Source organism: Butyricimonas muris, from assembly GCF_046365375.1.
Lineage (GTDB): Bacteria > Bacteroidota > Bacteroidia > Bacteroidales > Marinifilaceae > Butyricimonas > Butyricimonas muris.
Genome location: NZ_JBKEIT010000005.1, coordinates 128191 through 149322, shown reverse-complemented (window position 1 = coordinate 149322; position 21132 = coordinate 128191). Strand labels below are relative to the sequence as shown.

Genomic DNA, 21132 nt, shown 5'->3' with positions numbered 1-21132 from the left:
TAACGAGATATTTATGAGATCGTATATTTTTATTGTATTATTGTTTTCGACTCTTTTTATCGGCTGTGAGTCATTTTTGAGTGAGGTGCCCGATGACCGTACCGAGTTGAAGGACGTTGAGTCGATCAAGGCCTTGTTGGTTTCGGCATACCCGGAGGGACATTATATGCTGCAAGGCGAGTGGATGAGTGATAACGCTGACGATAAGGGTACGTGGCAGGTTTCCGTGTATCCGCAGATGCAGGAAGAGGCTTATAAATGGGAGGAAAACACGACCAACGATTATGATTCGCCCACGAAATACTGGGATGCTTGTTATCGTGCCATTGCTGCGGCGAATCACGCGCTGGAAGCCATTGATAACCTTGGAAATACCCCGGAACTTCAGCCGTACAGGGGAGAAGCGCTCGTCGCGAGGGCATACGCTCATTTCATGCTGGTCAATTTCTGGGGGAAACATTATAACCCGGCGACGATGGCAAGTGATTTAGGCGTGGCTTACGTGGAAAAACCGGAAAAGGAGGCTCTCGTGATTTATACCCGTAACACGGTGAAAGAGGTGTACGAGTTTATCGAGCGTGACTTGACGGAAGGTTTGCCTCTGTTGCGAGACAACGCTTACGATGTTGCCAAATACCATTTCACGAAGGCTGCCGGGGCGGCGTTTGCAGCCCGTTATTATCTGTATCGCGGTGATTCGTGGGATAAGGTACAGGCGTATTGCACGGAGGTTTTGGGAGAAGGAACCGGGTACAAAGATTTGTTGAGAAATTACACGCAGAATTATTTGCCCGTGTCTTCGAACGTGATCGAGTACATGAAATTGTACACGAATTACGGGGAACCTGCCATATTGTTGTTGACCAACGGGGTTTCCATCTGGTGGCGGGCGGAGAGTTTCTCCCGTTACGGGCTTTCGTTGAGCAAGAAGAACGAAATATTCCCGGATAACGATCCGGTATGCGGCGGGAAATTGATCTATCCGATTTTCGGTGCGGCGCCGACTTACGTTTTGTACAAATCATACGAGTATTTCAAGAACACGTATCCCGGATCGACAACAGGGCGTCCCTATGTTTTTTGCGTGGCTTTCTCGATGGAAGAAGTGGCGTTGAACCGGGCGGAAGCCTACACGATGACAAAGGATTATGACAAGGCTCTGGCGGATATTAACCTGTTTCTGAGTACGCGCATTACCAGTTATAACCCGACTTCTCATACCGTGACGTTGGAAAAAATCAAACGTTTTTACGGGGAACAGAAGAATGGCGTGGAATTGGAACCATGGTATAAAGATCAGATAGATGCAGACCAGATGCTGGTGTTGAAATATATCACCGATCTGAAGCGGAGAGAGTTTTGCTCGGAAGGTATGCGTTGGTTTGATGTCAAACGCTTCAATATAGAAGTGACACACAAGGAATACGGAACACAGAATAAGTATATTCTGACCAAGGACGATCCCCGGCGATTGTTGCAGGTTCCGGTAACAGCGGTAAGTTATGGGATGGAACCGAATCCCCGTTAATGGATAAATCGGATGATTATGAAAAAAGTTTTATTTAGCATTATTATATTGATTTCCTTCCAAGCATTATGGACGGGATGTAGTGAAAATGCCAAGTTCGACGACTCGATCTACGATATAAAGGAGCCTGTCTGGAACGAAGTTGACACGTGGATTTTTGAAAATTACGTGAAGCCGCACAATATAGAGGTTCTTTATCGTTGGAAAGATATCGAAACAGAAGCCAATAAGAACTTGATACCGGCGCAGATAGACACGATTGTTCCTTTCTTGCGGATGGTGAAGCACGGGTGGATTGATACCTATCTGGAGCTTTGCGGGATGGAAGTGATGAACCCGATTTTTCCGAAGCAGATATTGTTATTGGGAAGTGCGGGTTGGAATGAAGACGGTACCAAGACGCAAGGTACCGCCGAGGGTGGTAAAAAGGTGGTATTGTATGAGTTGGAGGAGTATGATCCTAAAAATTGGGATAATGTCATGCATTACATCCGGGTGTTACACCACGAGTTTACGCATATATTGAATCAGAAAAAGGAATATAATCTGGCATTTAAACAGATTACACCGAATTCTTATTCTGCAACATGGACGGGGAATAGCGTGGAACAAGCCCGTTCTCTGGGATTTGTGACACCTTACGCGATGGCAGAACCGGGGGAGGATTTCGCGGAAGTGGTAGCGGAGTACGTGACAAACACGGCTGAATCGTGGGAAGCCTTGTTGGGGAAAATCTCGAACGAAACGGGGAAAAGTAATATCCTGAAAAAGCTGGATATGGTGAGAACTTATCTTGACGAGTCGTGGGGAATAGATATCGATAGGCTTCGGGAGCTTGTAAACACGGCGATAGATGATGTTGTACAAGGAAACTATTAAAGCATAGATTATGAGAAAGATATATTTATCATGGATAATACTGGGGCTATTCTTCACTGCCTGTACCGTGGACAATGATACGGTATTTGACGAGAATGCGGTGGTACGGGTTCAGAAAGTGATTGATAATTGTGCCCAAGAATTGGTGAAACCGGAGTTCGGCTGGAGGATGCTTTACGTGCCTAACCCGGAAACCCACGGGGGGTATAATGTGTTGATGAAGTTTCTGGACTCGGAAAATGTCAGAGTGTATACCGACTTCGTGGAGGAAACTACGGTTTCTACTTATAGTTTTAACGCTTCCCAAGGTCCGGTGTTGAGTTTTGACACTTATTCCTGCCTGCACTATCTGGCAGATCCGAAAAATAAACCCCAAGGAAAAGGATTACAGGGAGAATTTGAGTTCGTGATACAGAGTATTTCGGCGGATTCTATCGTGTTTCTGGGAAAGAAATACAGCAATAAACTTGTATTTACTCCCGCCGAGGAAACCGATTGGACCGAGTTAATGGAGGCTTCCCGTAAGAATATCGAACGGATGGCACCACCGAAAGACGCACCTTTTTTCAGGGGATTGATGATGAACCAGACGGCTATTAATCTGATTTATGATCCGGATACCCGTAGCGCAAGTTACACGTATGCCGATGATGAAACGAAAGAAATCAAGACGGCTCGTACGGCTGTTTTCGGGACGAAAGAAGGAATTGCCTTCCAGCCGAAAATTAAAGTAAACGGGGTCGTGTTGGGCGCATTGAAATATAACGAGGCAAAGGATTTGTTTGAATCGAATACTCCGGGTGTTATCGGTAGTTTGAAATATAGCCATAAACCGCCTTTCCAATTCTACAATTCGGTGAGGGATATGCAGAGCGGTAGTGATCTGGTTGGTTTGGCGAAAATTGGTAAACTTGAACCCAGTATGGCTATTATGTCGGAAATCGTGAAAATGCTTTCCAATATGTCGTTTATGTGCGAGGAGTTGAAAAACGGGTATCCGTTGGCGGTGCTTGCCGGTTTGAAACAAATTAGAATCGTGTGGCAGTTGAATTACAATGGCACGATGGTCGGTCCGTGGCTGAGTTTCTTCGGGGCGGAAAACGGGTTTGCCGAAGCGAATTGTTCATTGGATTTGGGTATGGAGATGGAGGTTTTGCGTGATGACCAGTTGCGCTTCTCGCTTATTCCGGGAAGGATGATGAGTAATAATGATAAATTTTGGTCGAACATGGAATCCCAGATTACTTACGAAACATTTCGGCGGTTCTTCACCGACCCGGCAGGATTCACGATTGTTCCGGCCGGTAATAATCAGTATTATTTTGTGAATCTGGCAGACTCCAAACGTTGGATCGTGTTGACAAAAGAATAATCGATGTGATTTAAAAAGAATGTTTATGAATATGATTCAGAATAAATTACGAAATATATACTTGCTGTTATTTTTTCTTGTAGCGTGGAACGGGCATTTGTTCGCGGAGCGGGAGATAAGTAACGTGATGACGGCAAGGAACGTTTTCACGCGGGATACCGTGAAAAAGGATTCCAGTGTCATTATACAAGGTCAGGTTTTTGATGAAGCTAGTACTTCGCTTCCCGGTGTGACGATTAAGATTAAAGGTACACAAGCGGGTACGGTTTCGGATGCCGATGGAAAATTTAAATTGACACTTCCGGGTGGGAAATATACTTTGATATTTACTTATGTCGGTTACAAGAACCGGGAAATAAGCAGCACGGACACGAGGGCGTTGAGAAAGGTCGTGTTGCAGGAAGATGTACAATCTATTGACGAGGTCGTTGTGACCGGTTACCAGACGATTGACCGTAAACTCTTTACCGGTGCGGCATCCGTGGTGAGAGCCGATCAGCTGGAATCGGACGGGGCGAATGACATCGCCCGTATGTTGCAAGGAAAAGCTGCCGGCGTTGCCATACAGAACGTGTCGGGTACTTTCGGTGCGGCTCCTAAATTGAAAATTCGAGGTTCTTCTTCTATTTTCGGAGAAATGCGACCTTTGTGGGTAATCGACGGGGTGGTGTTGGAAGACGTGGTAGAGGTTAGTGCCGACGAACTTTCATCGGGTGACGCTACTACTTTGATCAGTTCCGCCGTGGCAGGTCTGAACGGGGATGATATCGAAACCTTCCAGATATTGAAAGATGCTTCGGCAACAGCTCTTTACGGGGCGAGAGCCATGAACGGCGTGATTGTAATCACGACTAAAAAGGGTAAAGTAGGACAGATGAAGTTGAATTATTCGGGAGAGTTTTCCGTGCGGCAAGTGCCTTCCTATCGGGAGTACAACATCATGAATTCCCAGCAACAGATGGGTGTGTACCTTGATTTGGAAAGTAAAGGTTGGCTGAGTTACGTGGGGATACGGAACGGTGCTAACGGTGGTGTTTATCGTAAAATGTACGATGCCTTGAGTGACTATTATGACGAGTCGGGTTTTGAAGTTGAGAATACCCGGGAAGGACGGGCAAAGTTCTTGCAAAAATACGAGAAGTTGAACACGAATTGGTTCAAGGCACTTTTCCGCCCGAGTATACAGCAAAGTCATTCCGTGTCCATGACAACGGGATTGGAAAAGGCTAGATTCTATGCTTCTTTGAGTTATTTCGGTGACCCGGGGTGGTCGCCCACGGATGACGTGAAGCGTTTTACGGCGAATATCAATACAACGATAGATCTTGCCAAGTGGATTAATATAAACATATTGACAAACGGCTCCATGCGTTTGCAGAAAGCACCGGGAACTCTTTCCCGGGCAGTGGATGCGCAAGCGGGAACAATTTCGCGGGCGTTTGATATCAACCCGTTCAGTTATGCCTTAAACACAAGCCGGGTGCTGCGTCCGAGGGATGACAATGGGAATCCCGAGTATTACGTGATGAATTATGCCCCGTTCAGCATCTTGAACGAGTTGGATAATAACCAGATTGATATCGAGTTGTTGGATACGCGGTTTCAAGCGGAAGTGGAGTTGAAACCGTGGAGGCCGCTTAACGTGAAATTGATGGGTTCCGTGCGTTACGTGAAGAGTAGCCGGGAACATCAGATTCACGAAAATTCCAATATGGCGGAGTCTTACCGGGCGGATTATAACACGATGGTACGCGAATATAACGGTAATTTGTACCGGGACCCGGATAATATTACCGGGGTACCTGTTTCCGTGTTACCGAAAGGTGGTTTCTATACCCGTTCGGATAACTCCCTGCTGAACTATTATTTCCGCGGGATGGCGGGTTACAACGATTTATTGAATGATTTCCACAACGTGAGCGTGTTGGTGGGAATGGAATTGAAAAGTACCAAACGTACGGCTTCCGAGAACTATGGTTACGGGATGCAATATGACCGGGGAAATGTTCCTTTCGTGGATTACAGGATATTGAAAAAAGCGATAGAACAAGGACTTTCTTATTTCGATTACAAAAATATGACCGATCGGTTTGTGGCTCTGTTTGCCACGGCGGGGTATTCCTTCAACGAGCGGTACACGTTGAACGGTACGGTACGTTATGACGGTTCCAACAAATTGGGTAAATCGAAAACTTCCCGTTGGCTGCCGACGTGGAACGTCAGTGGTGCATGGCATTTGAAGAGTGAATGGTTCCTGCGGCATACCGAGTGGTTGTCAAGATGGACATTCCGCGCGACATACGGGTTGACGGCTAACATGGGACCCGCCACTAATGCGGCAGTGGTATATAGAAACGCGATACAGTATCGTCCGGTGGATTACCGGGAGAACGGTATTTATATCGAGGAACTGGAGAACTCTGATATTACTTGGGAAAAGCAATACGAGTTGAACATCGGTATGGACTTGGGTATATTCAATAACCGTTTCAGTCTGACCGTTGACTGGTACAAACGTTCCGGTTTCGATTTGATCGGTTTGATGCGGTCTGCCGGTATCGGGGGAAAGAGTTTCAAGTTTGCCAACTACGCGGATATGACTTCTCACGGGTTTGAGTTCACGTTGAACACGAAAAATATCAATACCCGTGGTTTCAAGTGGGAAACAAATATGACCTTCTCTTACAACAAGAATAAAATTACCAACTTGTACTCGAACCCGCGGGTGATAGACTTGTTGCCGGTAGAGGGATACCCGAAGGAGAATTACCCTGTGCGGGGACTCTATTCCATACCGTTTGTCGGATTGAATAGTGAAGGTATGCCCGTGTTGATGAACGAGAACGGGGTGGCTACTGTCGGGGAGGTTAATTTTGAAGAGGTGAATAAAACGGATTACTTGATTTACGAGGGACCGGTTGACCCGAAAATGATTGGTGGGTTTGACAACACGTTTAACTTCAAGAATTTCAAGGTAGGTATATTCTTCACCTACCAGTTCGGAAGTAAATTGCGTCTTTACCCTTCATTCAGTGCCCGGTATTCCGATTTGTTGGGAATGGGACGAGAATTTGCTGATCGCTGGATGTTGCCCGGAGATGAAGAGATAACCAATATTCCGGCTATCCCTACCGTGCGCGATAATCAGAATTACCCTTATCTGGAAAGAGCGTACAATGCTTATAATTATTCTAACGTACGCGTGGCTAAAGGGGATTTCATTCGCTTGAAAGATATTTACGTGACCTACAACGTGCCGTCGAATATCGTGAAGAAAATAAAGCTGAATAATTTATCCGTAAGAGCGGCGATTTCTAATGTAGCCCTGTTATTGTCGGATAAAAAACTGAAAGGGCAAGATCCCGAGTTCGTGCGTTCCGGTGGGGTTGCGCTTCCCGTGCCGAGGCAATACACGTTTACATTGAAATTTGGATTCTAACTAAATATTTTGCTATGAAGAAAAGTAATTTGACATTTATCATGATGGGACTACTGCTATTCTGCGGGTGTGACGACTTCCTGAATGAGGAACCGGACGATCGGGCAAAAGTTGAGAGTCCAAGTGATATAAAAGAATTATTAGTGAATGCTTATCCGCGCTCCAGTTATTTTGTGATTTGCGAGATGATGAGTGATAACGTGGCGGATAGAGGGTTCAGCAATAGTTGTGCGACCGCGGTAACCGACGATGAGATGTACCATTGGAAGGACGGGACGGATAGTGATGCGGATTCTCCTTTTGCCGTGTGGACTGGATGGTACGAGGGAATCGCTGCAGCGAATTATGCTTTGCGGGTGATTGACAGTAAACCGGATCAGGAGAACTATAACGCAATGCGGGGTGAAGCCTTGTTATGCCGGGCTTTGGGGCATTTCCTGCTCGTTAATTTGTGGGCGGAACATTACGATCCTGCCACGGCATCGACGGCTCCGGGGATTCCTTACGTGACGGAGCCGGAAACCGTGGCGATCAAAGAATATACGCGCAATACAATGGAAGAGGTGTACGATATGATAGAATCGGATCTTCGCCGAGGTCTGGCTTTGATAGACGATAAAAGTTATACTATGCCTAAATTCCATTTCACGAAGCGGGCGGCTCACGCGTTCGCTGCACGATTCTATACTTACAAGGGTACGGATTGGGATAAGGTGGTTTACCATACTTTACAGGCGGCACCGGAGAACTTTGCCACGGAAATGCGGGATTATAGCGTGTTGAATAATATGACTATCATGGAATACATGAAAGAATACACGAACCCCGCTTTGGCAAACATCCTGCTTGCCGTGTGTATGGAAACTTACTGGAATGATTTGTACCAGACTTGTCCCCCGAAGAACTCGCGTTACGTGTTGAGTCCGGCGATGGCTTATTCTTTATTTCATCCCAATTCTTCCAACAATCTTCAACGCGGGCGTTGGGTGTACCGGAAGGAAGGTACGGGAACTTCAGTATCATCGATGGTAAAGTTTTATGCTTACTTTAAGAATATATCGGAAACATCTAATTGGGGAAACACTTACGTGAATATGCCGATGTTCACGGTGGAAGATGTCGCGTTGAATCGGGCGGAAGCGTATACGATGCTGGGGGATACGACACGTGCTTTGCAAACGATTAATCGCTTCTTGAGTATGAGAACATCGGATTACGATCCGGTAAAGCATGGTTTGAACATGAAGAGAATTATAACCTATTTCCAAGAACCTTCATGGGATGACCAGCGTCCGGAACCTCACTATAAGGCGGAATTGGATGCCGATAAGAACAAATTGTACCTGATGATGGCTATTGCCTACCTGCGCCGCAAGGAATTTATGCAGGAGGGCATGCGTTGGTTTGATATCAAGCGTTTCCACTTGCCCGTGGTGCATACGTTGCATTGGGAGGGAACGGAGATTGCTTTGGAGCGCTACGATAAGCGGCGTGCGTTACAAATCCCGCAGGAAGCACAGAAGGTGGGGGTAATACCCAATGAACGTTAACCTTAAATTTATCCTTATGAAAATGAATCGTTTAAAATATTGGATATTTACAATCTTGTTTACCGGATTGTTGGCAGCTTGTTCGGATGATGACGATTTTTCCGATACAATTCTGGATACGACTCCAGAACCGTTGACGGAAACGGATGTTTGGATCATGGAGAATTTTACTCAATCTCATAACATAGATGTAATTTATAAATGGCGCGACTTTGAGACCAATCAGGAACTGAATCTGGTTCCGCCTTCTGAAGACCGAGTGATTCCCTTTCTCGATGTGATTCGTCGGGTATGGATGGAGCCGTATATTAAATTGGGGGGAATCTCTTTCTTCAATAAAACAGCCCCGAAACAGTTGATGCTCGTGGGTTCGGCTGGATACTTGGAGGACGGTCTTTATCTTTTGGGTGAAGCGGAACAGGGTAACCGGATTACGGTCTATTCGATCAACAATTCCGATCCTTACGAGGAAGGTATGTTGTTACGGAACACGAATACGTTCCATCACGAGTACGTGCATATCTTGCACCAGTTGGAAAAATATCCGCCGGCTTTCGAGGAAATCAGCGCGATGGATTACACGACGAATTGGGCTGCAATCTCTGATCCTTATCAATTGGGTTTCGTGTCCAATTACGCGGCGGCGGATGCTAACGAGGATTTTGCCGAGACAGTAGCAAAATTTATTATGATGGATGAAGAAAATTGGCAGGGGATGTTTTTATACCCGGATTCCGAGGAAGCAAGAAAAAAATTGAAAGAAAAAGAAACCATCATGCTACAGTACATGAAGAATGTTTGGGGAATTGATATGCACCAATTGCGTAAACTGGTGCAGGACGAAATTGCCAAGATTCTGAAGGAAGGTAAACAGGATAATGAAGAAGAACAATCTAATGACGACTAGCTATGAGTAAGATAATGATATACGTATTGATCGGGATGTTGACCTTCATCGCAGGGTGTGAGGTAAATAACGACTACGTTTTTGATGATATATCAACTCACCGGATCACGAAATACATAGAAGAATGTGAAGCCGTGTTGCAGGAAGCTCCCCACGGCTGGAAATTGGTATATTACCCGGACACGAGCCAATACGGGGCTTTTACCTTTTTGATGAGGTTCCATGACGGCAATCGTGTAGCGATGCAATGGGACGGAGATCAAGATGTGACGGAAAGTAACTATTCTTTTAATACTTCTCAAGGACCGATATTAAGTTTCGGAACCTATTCCTTATTGCATAAGTTGGCGGATCCCACACCCGATGTTATCGGTGGTAAACCGGGACTCGGTTTCGGCGGGGAGTACGAGTTCCTGATCCAGAATGTCAGTGACCGGAAAATCGAATTTCTCTCGAAGAAAAAGAAAAGGAAAGTGATATTGGAATGGGCTGCCGCTGAAGATTGGGATAACATGGAGCATAACCGGGAAATGGTACAGCGTTTCGCTGTTGACCCGCAACTGCCGTTATACCATTATTTGCAAATCGGCGATCAGCTGGCTTGCTTCCTGTATAGCCAGAAAATGCGTATGGTTTACATGGTATGTCCGGAAGGAAATTCGGTACAAGCGTATCGCCTGCCGTGGTCTTCCACTCCGCGGGGGATTCGTTTTGATGAACCGGTCACTTTCGCGGGTATCACTTTTTCGGAAGTGACGATTGATGCCAATGGTGTCATGAGTATTGTGGATGCAGACGAGAAAGGTCATTTTTTTAGAGCGGAAAACAAAGAACAGAATTGTCTGGTACGTTATCCGGGAGCTGTCGCTGCTTCCAAAAAGTATGACGGTTTTAATCTGGTGGAGTGTGGAAGTGGATTTGACGTGTTGGTTCCTAAAGATAGAGGAGTAGAAGAATTTCGTTTCTACTGGAATCTGGCGGGTTACGCCGGGGTGGAACTCTATATGCGTAGGGAAACCGGTATTGCCACTTATGCAACTTTATACCCGCATACGATTGTGGATGACGGAATCGGTGATTGTATCGTGTTCACGAAACCTGAATTTCCGAGATACGAGATTGGCGGGGCGGTGACGAATACCGATTATTCTTGGTTTGGTTTTTCTTACGAGAAAATATTGGAGCCATTGTTTCTGACATCGGAAGGATTGACAGTGCTTGCCTTTGGGAAGCAGACGTTTATCGTTAAAAACGGCGATAGTACCGTTTGGGGACTATGTAGCGCGAAAGAAGGTAGGGATTAATTAATTAACAATGAAGATTATGAAAACGATAAGATTACTGATAATATTGTTGATAACCTACATGGGGTATAGCTGTAGCGATGAGGAAGAATCATTGAAAAAGTTTATCTCCGACAAGGTGGAAATATCAGATTTAGAGTTGATAATTCCATCGGGAAGGCTTACCGAACGAACGATTATTACTTCGGATATCCCGTGGACATTGGAAGGCGGAGATGGCTGGTGTTCTTACGAACCGAAAAACGGGGAAGCCGGAACGACAATCGTGAACTTTACCTTGGAACCGAACACGGAATATGACGATCGTAGTGTGAATGTCACGCTTTCGGCGGGAGGAAAGAAGTACACGTTGACCGTGTACCAGAAAAAGAAGGATGCTATCATTCTTTCGAAAGACAAGTTCGATGATATCGGGATGGAAGGGGACGAGATAACCGTCAATTTGCAGACCAATATCAATTATCGAGTAGAGATTCCGGCAGCATCCGCCTCTTGGATCACGGTTTTGCCGGAAGGTAGAAGTAGTGGTTTGGCTCGTGGGTTGGAACATAAATCCATGTCTTTTAAAATTGATGCGACACGGGATGAAAGTGCCCGGGTAGGAGAGATTATTTTTATGAGTGTCGAGGACGAGAAGTTGAGAGATACCGTTTATGTTTATCAAGTGCAGCGGGATGTTATTGTGCTTTCCCGGTCAGAATATGTTGTGCCGCTAGAGGGACAGACATTGAAAATTGATTTACGTTCGAACGTAACATATGACGTGGAGATTCCGCAAGACGTGGACTGGCTGCGTTTGGATCCCGGGCGTCAACGTTCGCCCAGAGTGGATCGTTTGTTGCTGCAAGTAGATGAATTTATGGATGGAGAAACCAGAAATTGCGTGGTTACCGTCAGGGATAGAAATAATCCCTCGTTATACGCGGAAATAAAAGTTTTACAGGTAGATCGGGAGATTATTGTGATCGAGGATTCCGAATTTGTTGTAGACAGAGTATTGACAGCTCCGCGGGAAGAAGCAACCTACATGTTGAACATCTCGGATAATATTGACGGGCGTTATGAACTTGTTATTCCCAACTATGCTAATTGGATTCAGCCTGCTCCCGTGACTTTCGGGTTAGCATCGGGAAGTATGCGGATCAAATTGACAGAGAACCCGATTGATAAAACGCAGCGTATGGCTAAAATTTTTGTGCGAGGGATAGATAATCACGAAACTGTTGATACATTGACCGTCGTTCAGGCCGGAGGTATAGAAGCGGATCTTGACGAGCGGAAAATCATCTATGAAATAGCATTAGCTTTGGATTTCGAGAATTGGCCTGACGTTTTTAAGAAAGCTTGGTCTATGGAAAAACCGATAGAAGAGTGGTATGGGGTGAAAACACGTGACGGTAAAGTGATTGAACTTACATTCCCGGCGGATGGAAACGGACAGATTTCACCTAAAATCGGAGAACTTACTTATCTGGAAACCTTGAGTTTCGGTGGTAGTTACTCTGTTGCCGGGCGTAGGGTTTCCGGACCGATACCGCCGGAAATCAGTAGGTTGACGAACTTGAAAAAGTTATCGTTGAGAGGTGATTTTACAGAATTTCCGGTAGAATTTGGGGCTTTGGAAAGCCTTGAAGATTTGACCTTGAATTTCTCTTTCTATGATGCGTTAGATGTGATAGGTGATCTCGAGAATTTGAAAAGATTGACCATCACAACCGGTTTTGCCGGTCCGATGTCGGAGAACTGGGCAAAATTGATAAAATTGGAATACCTGAGTCTTTCTACGACTGGATTCACGTCAGTAGAACCTGTCGAACGCATGGTGTCGTTGAAGACGCTTTCTTTGTCCAATTGCAAGAATGTGCAAGGTGCTCTTCCCGGTGGAGTGGGATATTTGACGGCTTTGGAATCGTTGTCTATAACCAATAGTTCGTTCTCCGACCTGTGTACTTCATTGGGAAGTCTGGTGAATCTTAAAACACTGACCATCACTGGAAATAACTTCAATTTTATACCGGAAGATATTGGTGGATGTAAATCATTGATCACGTTGAACATGAGCGGTAATAATATTAGTGGGACGATACCGGAATCTATCGGGGACTTGGTAAATGTTACCACGTTAAATTTGAATAGCAATCAATTGACAGGGAATATTCCCGCAACGATCGGCGGAATGAGGGAAGTTACTTCCATTGAATTGAAAAATAACCGATTAACGGGAATTATTCCTTCTTCTGTCGGCAACTTGGTAAAAGTAACTAAGCTTGACTTGAGTAACAATCGATTGATAGGCTTATGCCCGGAGATCGGTAATATGTATGCCTTGAAAACATTGGATGTATCGGATAATCGTTTGGAAGGGACGATACCTTCATTGGGCAAATTAACAGCATTAGCTACTGTTAAATTATCCAGAAACTCATTGTCGGGGACCATACCGATGGATTGGAATAAGAACATGACGGGATTGTCAAGGATAGAATTAACTAATAATCAGTTGGAGGGAGAAATACCGAGTACTTTAGCGTTGTTGCCTAAATTGACATACTTGTGTCTGGATTCGAATAGGCTGGTGGGAGAGATACCGTCTACTTTATTTAAGGTAACCACTTTGAAGGATCTTTATTTGCAAGATAATCAATTAAGTGGAGAACTTTCTGTTGATTTTGCTAATTTCAAGTTGAACAACCTTGATTTACGTGATAATAATTTTGAAGGTGCTATTCCGGAGAAAATTAGTGAAGGTGGTTTTTCTCTCTCGACGAGTGTTTTACATTTAAGTGGCAACAGATTGACAGGGACAATTCCGCTGAATTTGTGGTCTAAAATGGAGAGTCACCCTAACTGGTCAATTCGAGAACAGCAGAATGGGGTTATATTGGCTCCTCCTCCCGGTAAAACGGAATGATTGAAATAGAGATTGTTCGAGAGGTATAAAGACTCTTGATGTTTGCCTCTCGAACACCTTTTGAATTTAAAAATATTGGATATGAAGACTAGATGGATACACATATTAGGAATACTTTTTCTGACATCTCTTTTTGTCGGATGTAGTGATGATAACGAGAATGAGCCGGAAGTGCCTGATCCCGGTACTGAAACCCCGGAGGCATTAGTTGCCCCCTCGGATTTGAGGGTAGCAAGCTACACGTATAATAGCGCGATTTTACTTTGGAAAGGAAACGCCGATAAATATGAAATAAGATTTAACGAGGGAGAAGTCATGGAATTGGAAGGTACCTCGTTCGGGACGGAGTCTTTGCAACGTGAAACGGATTATAATTGGGAAGTGCGGGGAGTCCGAGGGGAGGAATACACGCAATGGGTTAAAGGAGAACCTTTCAAAACCACGGCTTACGTGGACCCCCGTGAACGTTGGTGCGGTGAATGGATGAGTCAGAACTGGGGACTTGCCTTGTATTTTTCCGGTAAAGAGATCGCGTTGGATGATTTTATACCGGAATTGCCCGAGGGAACCTTGAATGAATTGTTGGCTCTGCTCTCTTTCACGATAGAAAAAGAGGGAGGAGAGGAAAGTAATTTGATTCGGGTAATCTCCCCGCTGCTGACAAAATTGGAATTACCGGATTCTTTCACGATTCAGATCGAAGAAGATGAATTCCGTTTGGATATTCCCCGAACAGACACGATCACCATACTTAAAGATGTATCTTTGCCTTTGGCAGACTTCCCGTTTATTTCAGAGATTGACGGAATTAAAGAGTTGATTCAGAACAATAATTTGACGGATTTCAAGTTATTAATTAAACAAATTTCCATCGAATTGGGACCTATGGATACAGAGAAAGATATTATTCCCGCTAAAATCAGCGTGTCTACCGGAATGATTTTAAAGACAGATGCTGAGATAATCAATATGTTGATTAATCTTTTCGACCCGAAATTAAATGGAAATTTCACGGCGGATTTAATGAAAAAATGAATACAAGAAATGGATAGAATCGAAAAAGAGGTTGTCTAGGCAACCTCTTTCTCTTGTAAATATTCTAGATAAAAAAGAATGATTAATTCATTTTATTATAAAGAAAACGCTTGATCTTGTGAGTCGGGGTTTTTTCAAACGGTTCGTGTTGAACCATTACCAGTTGTAATTTTGAGAAATTATTTACCCGTGCATTCACGTAATCGCGAAGTTCTTGTTTTTGTTCTTCGATATAATCGTTGATCTTCTTTTTATAATCTCCGGCTTGATCTTTGAATTTCTGGTATTGTTTTTCCAGTTCTTCCATGTTGAAATGAACCATGGCAACAAGTTTACCGCTATTTTCAACGACCAAAGACTCGTTCACGAAACGGAAATTATTGATGATAGATTCTATTTCTTCCGGGTAGATATTCTCACCGGACGCACCTAATATCATCGTTTTGATTCTTCCCCGGATAGCCAGACGACCTTTCTTGTCCAATGTACCCAAGTCACCGGTTTTAAACCAACCGTCTTCGGTGAAGACCTCGGCATTGAGTTCCGGGCGTTTATAGTACCCTTGCATCACGTTGGGACCTTTAATCCAGATTTCCCCTTGTCCGGATTTGTCCGGATTGTCGATACGGATGTCAACCCCTTCCATGATAGGACCCACTCCTTGCAGGAATGTTTGCGAAGGATTCGAACCGGCAGCCATGGGAGCGGTTTCCGTCAGACCGTAACCGATAGCGTAGGGGAATTTAGCTTCCCGCAGAAATTGCTCCACGGTACCGTCCAATTTGGAACCACCGATTCCGAAAAATACCAATTCTCCCCCGAATGTTTCCATCAGTTTCTTGCCCGCCATACGATTCAAAAGTTTACGAGTCGGTGCAAACTTATAAATCGCACTCATGAGTTTTGAACTCGTGAATTTGGGTAAAACTTGCGATTTATATATCTTTTCGATAATCAACGGCACGGACAAAACAACGGTAGGACGTATTTTCTGCATCGCCGGAACCAGTAATTTCGGTGTCGGTACACGGTCGAGATAGAAAACTTGAGCACCGAACATAAGCGGTAGCAAAAGTCCCAGCGTGTTCTCGTAAGTATGTGCCATCGGCAATATACTCAAGAAGCGATCGGCTTCACTCACGTGTTGGATAGTACAGCATTGGCGTGCGTCCCACACGAGGTTTTTGTGTGTCAGTACTACACCTTTCGAGAATCCGGTTGTTCCTGAAGTATAGATGATCGACGCGATGTCTTCCTCCTCGATGGAAATTTCCGGGAGAGGAGTCGTGTTATTCAAATCGATATCCGGTACTAACTTGTCCAAATCTTCCGGTTGGTAACATCCTTCCGGCATCGTGGCGAAGTTATTGATCAGGATTTTATGTTCTAGATAAGGTGTTTTCACATCTTCAAGACATTTTGCCAGTAGGCGGGAAACGAAGATTACCTTTACTTCCGCGTGTTCTAGAATATTCTGCAATTCCGTGGCGCAGAATCCCGGCAAGACAGGTACGGCAATAGCCCCGATGTTCGCGATTGCAAATTGGGTGATTCCCCAGTTCGGCATATTCGCGCTTAATATGGCTACCTTATCACCTTTCTTTACGCCCAAATGAAGTAAATGATTGGCAATAGATACAACTTCGTTATATAAATCTTGGTAAGTTCTTTTTCCGCTTGCGACAAAATTTAAAGACAAATTTTTTGAAAACTTGGAACAGCTTGTTTTCAAGAGTTCCGGTAACGTCAATTTCTTTAAAGTCATGTTCTAATAATATGAATTTTCCCTACAAAGATAATAAAGAAAATAATACGTTGTCGTTAAAATATTGCAAAATAGAGTAAATGACTTGAAGATGAGGCAGAAGTCGTAACTAAAGGAACCATGTTTCGTAAACTATTGGTTGTAGCGGAAATGTTTGTAAGTATTGTAAAATATAGGTGTTTACGGGTTCTAACTTTTCATAAAATTACATCTTTCCTCTTGATAGCTAAAGAGAAGGATAAATATTGAAGGAGGTGTGTTTCAACACACCCTCTTCAATGATATTTTTTATTTCGTCGGAATAGCAGCCAATGTAGCTTTCAAGAATTCCCAGAATTTACCAACGGATTCGATGTTTACTTTCTCGTCCGGAGAGTGCGGGGAACTGATGGTCGGTCCGAAAGAAATCATATCCCACTTGGGATAAGTCGAGCCGAGGATACCGCATTCCAGTCCGGCATGGATAGCCATGATAGCGGGTGTCTTCCCGTAGAGTTTATTGTAAACCTCTTCCATTTCTTTGCGGATAGCTGAATCCGGATTCGGTTTCCATCCCGGGTATTCTCCGACAAAATTAATCTTGGAAGCTCCGGCGAGTTCAAACACGGAGTCAACCACTTGCGCGAGCGATGTCTTGGCTGTTTCCACGGATGAACGCATCAACATGTAAATCTCGATTTTACCGTCACCGCCCTTCACGATTGCTAAATTGTTGGATGTTTCCACCGTGTCCGGCATAGAGTCAATCATGCGCATCGCGCCGTTCGGGCAAGCCTTGATAGCGTTGATTAAATTGTATTGCGTTTGTTCCGGCATCACGTTTTGCGGCATAGCGCTTTCTTCTGCCGTGAGGATAAGGTTCGGTTCTTTAGCGCTTAATTCTGCTTTAAAGATACCCTCGTACTCCTTCACCTTGGCGAGGAATTTATCAACATTGGCAGCCGGAACGGTGACAATACCGAATGCTTCACGCGGGATAGCGTTTCTCATGTTACCTCCCGACACCGAAGCGAGGCGGAGTCCTAACTCTTTGCTGACAGCTTTCAAGAAGCGGAAGAACAATTTATTGGCATTTCCTCTGCCTAAATTGATATCCATTCCGGAGTGTCCGCCCTTTAATCCTTTTAAAGTTAATTGGAATGCTTTACTTCCAGCGGGAACGGCTTCCGGCGTGTAAGTGAATTCGATTTCCCCGTCGATACCCCCGGCACAACCCACGTATAGTTCTCCTTCGGTTTCAGAATCGAGATTCAACAAAATATCGCCTTTTACCCAGTTCGGGCGGATACCGTTTGCCCCGTCCATACCGGTTTCCTCGGTAGCGGTAATCAATACTTCAATCGGTCCGTGAGGAATGTCCTTTGACAACAAGATACCCATTCCGGCGGCAACGCCGATACCGTTATCCGCGCCGAGCGTGGTCCCGTCAGCCGTTACCCAATCCCCGTCAACGTATGCCTCTATCGGGTCCTTGGTGAAATCATGTTGCTTGTCTTCATTCTTTTGAGGAACCATATCCAAGTGTCCTTGAAGAATCACTCCTTTACGGTTTTCCATACCCGGGGTAGCCGGTTTGCTCAATAATATATTGAAAGCCTCGTCCATTTCAGCGTGGATTCCGTTTTCCTTTGCCCAGTTCATCACGAATTCTCTCGCTTTTTCCTCGTGGTTGGAAGGACGCGGAACTTGAGTCAGTTTATAAAAGTTTTCCCAGATAGCCTGAGGTTCTAACGTACAGATACATTTACTCATAACGTTTTATTTTTTAGTTTTATGGTTTAAGATTCCAACCCCGTTCTCGTGAAGACCGAAAGTGTGAAATCCGAATTATTTCTATCGTTGGCAAGTTATAAAAAAAATGTATAAGTTGCGATTTAAATCGCAACTTATACATTTTTTATTTCAAGTGTTGATTCAAATAGTCAACGAATTTCGTGTAAAGGTGCAGTCGGGTCACGCCACCGTAAATACTGTGATTCCGGTTGGTGTAAATCTGCATGTCGAATTGTTTGTTCGCCTGCACGAGAGCTTCCGCCAACTCGTACGCATTCTGCACGTGCACGTTGTCGTCGGCGGTTCCGTGGCATAACAACAAGTTTCCTTTCAAGTTCTTCACCCAGTTAATAGGGGAGTTGTCGTTATACCCGGACGGGTTGTCTTGCGGGCGACGCATGAAACGTTCCGTGTAAATGGAATCGTAGAATCCCCAGTGCGTCACCGGTGCCACGGCAATAGCGGTCGAGAATACATTGTTCCCTTTCATCAGGCACAGCGAAGACATGAACCCACCGTAACTCCATCCCCAGATACCTACTTTGCGGGCATCAATGTACGGTTGCTCCGCGAGCCATTTCCCCGCGGCAATCATATCATCACTCTCGATTTTCCCGAGTTGCATGTAAGTACATTTGCGAAATTCCTCTCCCCGGGCGGCAGTTCCGCGAGGGTCGATACAGGTCACGATATACCCCTCTTGTGCAAGGTATTGCGCCCAATCCATGCCCCATGAATTTCTTACCTGTTGTGAATTCGGACCGCTATATTGGATAATTAATACCGGGTAAGCCTTGGACGCGTCAAAATCGGTTGGTTTCATCATCCACGCGTTCAACAGGGTTTTGCCATCGGCAGCCGGGATTTGGATATATTCCCTTTTGGCTACATTGTATTCCCCGAGTTTTTCTTTTAACGCGGCGTTATCCTCTAGCACGCGAACGGCTTTCCCGTTTGCCGTGTAAAGCGTGTATAGGGGAGGCATGTCTGCGTTGGAAACCACGTTCACGAAATATTTAAACGATTTGCTGAATTCCGCCTCGTTCCATCCTTTCGCGGGAGTTAATTTCTTCTTCTTGCCCTTCGCGTCGATGGAATAAACGTATTTCTCGAGAGGGGATTCCTCGTGTGAAGAGTAATAATATAATTTCTTCACCGAGTCGTAACCGTAGAAATCGGCTACGTCGTAGTTGCCGGAAGTGATAGGTTGTACTTCCTTGCCCCCCATGGTATATAAATAAAGGTGTGAATAACCGTTTTTCTCGCTGCTCATGATAAAGTTTTTCCCGTCTTCGGTGAAAACCAGATTATCCAGATTTTCTTCCGCTATATAGTACTTGTTTTCCTCGCGATAAAGAACGGTTGTGCTTCCCACGCGGGCGTTGGCAAGGAGGATTTCCAGACGGTTCTGGAAACGGTTCAGTTTCATGATTGCCAATCTCTTGGGGTCTTTCGTCCATTTGATTCTGGGAATGTAGATGTCTGTTTCTTCCCCGATGTTCATCGGGGTGGTAACCCGGTCTTTGATGTCATATACATGAACGCTCACGACGGAGTTCGCTTCTCCGGCTTTCGGGTATTTATAGGAATAGTTGGAAGGATAAGTCGCATTCTCTTTTAGCGCGGGGTATTGTCCTTGAAACATGTTCATGTGAAATATTTTCACGTTCGATTCGTCGAATTTGATGAATGCCAAGGCGGACCCGTCGGGAGCCCACTCGAAAGCTTTGTTGAAAGCGAACTCTTCTTCATACACCCAATCGGGAGCTCCATTGATAATCTCGTTGAATTTCCCGTCAAAAGTAATCTGAATCTCTGAACCGAAACGCAGATCGGAAATGAAGATATTGTTGTCGCGCACGAACGCTATCTTTGTTCCCACGGGCGAGAAAGTCGCCAGACGTTGGCTGCCGCCCTCTGAAAGAGGTTTCAACTCCCTGTTCTTGAAATCAAAAACGTAATAGTCGGCAGTGAATGAACGACGGTAGATAGGTTGGATATTCGTGTAAATCAATATATGGCTTTCGTCCGGGCTGAACTCGTAATCTTGAATCATTTTCACGTCACCGTATTTCGGGTCGTTCAAATCGAGAAGAGTCTCGACAGCCTTTCCGGTTTTATAACTGTACATGACAAGCTTTTTCCCCCGGTCTTCCAGTACCGTGTAATGTTCCCCGTCATTCAACGAGCGGAGTCCCGTGATTCCTTGCGTCCTGAAGGTGTAATTCAGGCAGAAATCATTTAACGTGAATTTTTTGCCCTGATTCTGCGCGCTTCCGGGGAGGGCGAACCCCACGATAAACATACATACAATAAACTTATAAATCATCCTCATGACAATTATTTTTAATTTTTAATTTGGGCAAAGATAAAAATATAAGATTAAAAAAAGGAGTACGCTGGAATGTTTTAGACTGGAACGAGAAGAATTAATCGTAAAATAAGTAAAATTATTGTTATTATATTTGTATATTATTTATACTTGATTAGTACCATCTCCTATTCAACTCCCATTCAACTCCTATTCAAAGTCTATTTTAATAGTTGAATAATAGAAAAATAATTGTAATTGAATAAAAAATGTTACATGTGTTATATATCGATAATAACATGATGAAATAATGATGATTATAAAATAGGGTTGAAATCTTTTTGGATGTAAGGCTGAT

12 protein-coding genes are annotated in these 21132 nt (G+C 44.5%); 9 read left to right on the top strand and 3 right to left on the bottom strand.

Features of this window, described 5'->3' with window-relative positions:
• Window positions 1-13 precede the first annotated feature (13 nt).
• From ACK8P8_RS09935 to ACK8P8_RS09895, 9 genes are all read left to right on the top strand, one after another.
• Window positions 14-1528, top strand: a complete 1515-nt coding sequence (locus ACK8P8_RS09935; RefSeq protein WP_369858844.1) for a RagB/SusD family nutrient uptake outer membrane protein — start codon at window positions 14-16, stop codon at window positions 1526-1528.
• An 18-nt stretch (window positions 1529-1546) separates the two neighbouring features.
• Window positions 1547-2407 carry a zinc-binding metallopeptidase gene (locus tag ACK8P8_RS09930; RefSeq protein ID WP_227215905.1) on the top strand — a complete coding sequence of 287 codons (861 nt, stop codon included), beginning with the start codon at window positions 1547-1549 and terminating at the stop codon, window positions 2405-2407.
• A gap of 10 nt (window positions 2408-2417) precedes the next feature.
• On the top strand, window positions 2418-3779 hold the full coding sequence (locus ACK8P8_RS09925) for a DUF4302 domain-containing protein (RefSeq protein WP_369858843.1): 1362 nt from the start codon (window positions 2418-2420) through the stop codon (window positions 3777-3779).
• A 25-nt stretch (window positions 3780-3804) separates the two neighbouring features.
• On the top strand, window positions 3805-7218 hold the full coding sequence (locus ACK8P8_RS09920; RefSeq protein ID WP_369858842.1) for a SusC/RagA family TonB-linked outer membrane protein: 3414 nt from the start codon (window positions 3805-3807) through the stop codon (window positions 7216-7218).
• Between the two features lie 14 nt (window positions 7219-7232).
• Window positions 7233-8768, top strand: a complete 1536-nt coding sequence (locus ACK8P8_RS09915) for a RagB/SusD family nutrient uptake outer membrane protein (protein ID WP_369858841.1) — start codon at window positions 7233-7235, stop codon at window positions 8766-8768.
• A 16-nt stretch (window positions 8769-8784) separates the two neighbouring features.
• Window positions 8785-9675: a substrate import-associated zinc metallohydrolase lipoprotein gene (locus ACK8P8_RS09910; protein WP_186976308.1), complete on the top strand. Its 891-nt coding sequence runs from the start codon at window positions 8785-8787 to the stop codon at window positions 9673-9675.
• A 2-nt stretch (window positions 9676-9677) separates the two neighbouring features.
• Window positions 9678-10979 carry a DUF4302 domain-containing protein gene (locus ACK8P8_RS09905; protein WP_369858840.1) on the top strand — a complete coding sequence of 434 codons (1302 nt, stop codon included), beginning with the start codon at window positions 9678-9680 and terminating at the stop codon, window positions 10977-10979.
• A gap of 19 nt (window positions 10980-10998) precedes the next feature.
• Window positions 10999-13890 carry a BACON domain-containing protein gene (locus ACK8P8_RS09900; protein ID WP_369858839.1) on the top strand — a complete coding sequence of 964 codons (2892 nt, stop codon included), beginning with the start codon at window positions 10999-11001 and terminating at the stop codon, window positions 13888-13890.
• 81 nt (window positions 13891-13971) lie between these two features.
• Window positions 13972-14925, top strand: a complete 954-nt coding sequence (locus ACK8P8_RS09895) for a hypothetical protein (RefSeq protein ID WP_369858838.1) — start codon at window positions 13972-13974, stop codon at window positions 14923-14925.
• An 82-nt stretch (window positions 14926-15007) separates the two neighbouring features.
• Here the strand turns inward: ACK8P8_RS09895 and ACK8P8_RS09890 are convergent, their stop codons facing one another.
• The 3 genes from ACK8P8_RS09890 to ACK8P8_RS09880 form a co-directional block, all read right to left on the bottom strand.
• Window positions 15008-16690, bottom strand: a complete 1683-nt coding sequence (locus ACK8P8_RS09890) for an AMP-binding protein (protein ID WP_099293656.1) — start codon at window positions 16688-16690, stop codon at window positions 15008-15010.
• 288 nt (window positions 16691-16978) lie between these two features.
• A complete protein-coding gene (locus ACK8P8_RS09885; protein WP_227215897.1) occupies window positions 16979-18442 on the bottom strand; it encodes an aminoacyl-histidine dipeptidase in 1464 nt (487 codons plus the stop codon).
• A 145-nt stretch (window positions 18443-18587) separates the two neighbouring features.
• Window positions 18588-20798, bottom strand: coding sequence for a S9 family peptidase (locus ACK8P8_RS09880; protein WP_369858837.1), 2211 nt, complete (start codon window positions 20796-20798; stop codon window positions 18588-18590).
• Window positions 20799-21132 lie beyond the last annotated feature (334 nt).